Source organism: Pyxidicoccus fallax, from assembly GCF_012933655.1.
In the GTDB taxonomy this organism is placed as follows: domain Bacteria; phylum Myxococcota; class Myxococcia; order Myxococcales; family Myxococcaceae; genus Myxococcus; species Myxococcus fallax.
Genome location: NZ_JABBJJ010000590.1, coordinates 1 through 3,914 on the forward strand (window position 1 = coordinate 1; position 3,914 = coordinate 3,914).

Annotated in this window: 1 protein-coding gene; it reads right to left on the reverse strand. The window is 74.4% G+C overall.

The window, feature by feature from the left end:
• On the reverse strand, nucleotides 1–3,914 hold a 3,914-nt coding region (locus HG543_RS52170; protein WP_169352447.1), incomplete at both ends, for a translocation/assembly module TamB domain-containing protein.

Here is a 3,914-nt window from a genome sequence, read left to right on the forward strand (position 1 = left end):
GGGCGCGACGGTGGGGGTGGGGTCGTCGGAGCCCTCCCGCGGCTCGCCGGGAGAGGTCTGCTGCTGCTGCTTGCGCTTGCGCCGCTCCACGGGCACGCCGTTGCGCACGAGGACGACGTCATCGGGCCGCTCCAGCGGCTGCAGGTCCTTCCGCTTCAGCTCCGGCAGGACGATGATGGCCTCGGGCACGGAGACGTTGCGCAGGTTGACGAGCTCCGCGGACAGCGTGCCCTCCACCTTCGCGCGCATGGTGAGCAGCGCCATGAGCTGGTCGTCGTAGATGATGGGGAAGTCGGTCGCCACCAGCGGGTGCTCGGCTCCCTTGGGGCTGGACAGCTCGTACTCGCCGTCGCGCGTGCGCACGGCGGTGAGCGGCGCCTCCAGCCGCACCGAGCCGTTGCCCGCCTTCGCCGACAGCGTCCGCAGCGCGATGGTCTCGCGCGTGGCCTCCAGGCCGAGCTGGATGTCGCGGTACTCGCCGAGGCCCATCAGCCCCAGCCGTCCGTCCTTCCACGCCAGCGTGCCCTGGAAGGTGGGCGCGCCCAGCGTGCCCGCGAGGTTGGCGTCCGCCTGGAGGATGCCTCCCAGGCTGCGCACCATCTCCGTGGCGCCGGAGAGGAAGGACGGGTCGAAGTTGCGCGCCTTGAGGGCCACCTCCATGGGCGCCTGCGTCGTCCGCAGGCCCCGCTGAATCGCCGGCAGCGACACGTCCAGGTCCAGGCGGCCGTTCACCATCAGCGTGCCCCCCGCGGGCGCGGTGAGGAGCGCGTCGAAGGTGGAGCGCGCGTTGTTGTAGGCGTAGTGCAGGCGCGCCTGGCCGAGCCCCAGCGCGCCCACGCCCAGCTTCTGCACGCCGGCGGTGATGTCCAGCTGGGGGGTGTCCAGCGTGCCGCGCGCGGCCACCTCCACCGCCAGCACGCCCTGGACGCCCTGGCGGCTGATGCCCGGAGCGGGAGGCGCGCCCGTCGCGGTGGAGCGCGCCACCCCGGGCAGCTCCTGGATGGACACCGGCATCAGCCGGCCGCGAATCCGGAAGGGGATGTGGCCGTAGACCTCGCGGTCCTGCAGCGCGCCCAGCGGCGCCAGCAGCAGCGCCTCCAATTGCGCCAGCGGGCCCTGCTCGCGCTGCACCGCCAGCGTCACCCGCACGTCCTTGTCGCCGCCCACCACGGTGAGCTGGCCGGTTTGCGGCGGCACGCCGCTGATGGTGACGCCGTTGGCCTGGACGGCGAGCTTGCCGTGCGGCACCAGCACCGAGCCGCTCAGGTCGAGCTGCGCGGACAGCGTGCCGCCCGGCCGGTCCACCCCGCTCATGCCCTGCAGCAGCGTGAGGGGCAGCTCCGCCACGCGGGCCTCCACGTTCATCGCCGCCGCGAACAGCGCGTCCGGCGTGGGCGGCTTCGCCATCAGCCCGCCCAGCGTGAAGGGCGTGCGCACGGCCACGTAGGCCTGCTTCGCGAGCCCCTGTAGCTCCAGCCGCGCGCCCAGCGTGCCGTCGTCCTCCGCGGACCTCGCGGTCAGCTCGAAGCCGGCCGGCGTCGTCAGCGAGTAGCCCGGCTTGGGTGCCTGGTAGAGCAGCTCGCGGCCGCGCAGCGTGAAGTCCAGCCGCGGCTCGCGCGCGGGGCCCACCACCTTCAGCGTGCCCGCGAGGCGGCCGCTCGCGCCCTGCGGCTGCTTCGCGAGCTTCAGGGCCTCGGCGATGTCCAGGTCCTCCAGGTTGACCTGGAGGGACAGCTCGTCGCGGCGGCGCTTCAGCACGCCCTGCACTGGCACGCTGAAGTCCGCGGACAGCTTCGCCATGGGCAGGTTCGCGGACAGCGAGCCGAGGGCGCGGTCCCTCGCGTAGCTCGCCTGGAGGGCCGCATCGAGCCCCTCGTAGCCCTGCGCCCGGCCGCCGGCCAGGCGCAGGTTGACCTCCGCGTCCGGCCGGGGCATCCGCCCGCTCGCGGCGACGTGGCCCGTCAGCGTGCCGCCCAGGCCCAGCGACTCGGGGACGAAGGCGCGCGGCAGCTTCGACAGGTCGAAGGCGTCCAGCTCCACGCGCGCCTTCACCTGCTCGCCCTCCATGACGCCGCGCACCGACAGCGACTGCGGCCCGGACGCCAGCGCGAGCGCGGGCTCCACCTCCACCCGGCCTCCCCCGAAGCCCAGGTGCGTGGGGCGCCGCAGCGTCCAGGTGGCCTCTGGCCAGGACAGCGTCAGCGCGCGGATGGCCAGCCCCTGGCCGTCCTCGTCCACGAGGCCTCCCAGCGTGAGGCCGAGCTGCGCGTCACCCTGCACGCGCACGGTGGCGTCCAGCTCGCGCTCCCGCGTGGCCACCGTGGCCGCGAGGTCCTTGAAGGTGCGCCCACCCGTGCGCAGCTCGGCCACCACCAGCGAGGCGTCCGTGTCCAGCGGCCGGGTGACGTCCGGCAGCTCCACGCGCACGGTGAGGTCCCTCAGCGCCAGCGTGTCTCCATACTTCAGCGAGGTGAAGCCGCCGTGCGCCTCCAGGCCCGGCGTGCGCAGCGGCCCCTCCACGATGAAGTCCAGCGTGCCATTGCCGGACATGGGCGGCACCGTGCCCGGCAACAGCTTCGAGAGCGACTGCGACAGCAGCGCGAGGTTGCCCGCGGTGAAGCCGCCGTCCACGCGCATCCGCTCCTGGGTGCCCTGGCCCTTGGCGCGCAGCGAGGCGCCCGGCAGCAGCACCTGGAGCCGCGACAGCGCGTACTGGCCATTCTTCGCGCTCGCCTCCAGCTCCACCGGGCCCAGCGGCTGGCCGAGGTACTCGGACGGGGACACGGTGAGGTCCACCTCGCCGTCCAGCGTCTCCAGGCTGGTGCCGCCCCCGCGCGCGTCGAGGTCCGCGTGGAGGTTCGTCTTCGGTCCCTCCGCCACCAGCTTCGACAGGTCCACGTCGCGCGCCTTCGCGGTGAGGCCGCTGGTGCGCATCTGCTCCAGGTCGAAGTCACCCTTCACGTCCAGCGAGGCGTCCGCCGCCTTCGCCCGCGCGTCCATCCGCGCCACGTCTCCGTCGAGGCTCGCCGTGGCCTCCATGGACACGGGTACCACCAGCGGCCACGCGGGCACGAAGCCCTTCAAGAGGTCCGGCGGCGCGACGAGGCGCCGCACCGCCACCTTGCCCCGCAGCTTCCCCTCGGGCTGGCCCGGCGGCGCTTCCGGCGGCAGCTTCACGTCGCCGCTGGCGTCCAGCACGAGCCCCGCGGCCTCGAGACTCACGTCCGCCTGGAGCGCGCCCTCCTCGCCGCCGCCCTTCAGGCTCAAGCGCACCGGCCCGGCCACGGGCAGGCCGAGGCCGCCGGTGGCCTCCAGCGTCGCGCCGAAGCCCTGCGTCGCCGCCGCGTAGTGCGCGGTGCCGCGGGCGTCGAGGTCGTCCAGGCGCACGTGGCGCTCGGGGCCGTCCTCCACCTCCTGGCGGAAGTCGACGTAGAGGTTCTCGAGCACCAGCTCGTGCACGTCCAGCCGCAGCTTGCCCCGGCCCTGCGGGGGCTCCTCCGGCTTGGGGTTGCGCGGCTCCAGCGCGCGGGACAGGTTGAGGCCGCGCTCGTCCTGCGCGAGGTACAGCCGGGGCTTCTCCACCTTCGCGAGGGTGAGGTCCACGTGCTGGCCCACCAGCGCGCCCAGGCGCAGGCGCGCCTCCACCCGCGCCACCTCCGCCACCAGCTCGCCCTCCGGGTCATACAGCTTCAGGTCCGTGAGGACGGCGCCGCCCGGCCACAGGTCCAGGCCGCCCACCTCCAGCCGCCCGGAGAGCTGCTCGTTCGCCAGCCCCAGGCCCTTGCGGACCAGCCACGCCTCGCCGCCGGAGCTCGTGACGAAGATGAGCGCCCCCGCCACCACCAGCACCACGAGGCCCACGAGCCCGAGCAGGCCCCACAGCAGCCGTCGTCCCCAGCGCGCGGGGCGCCGGG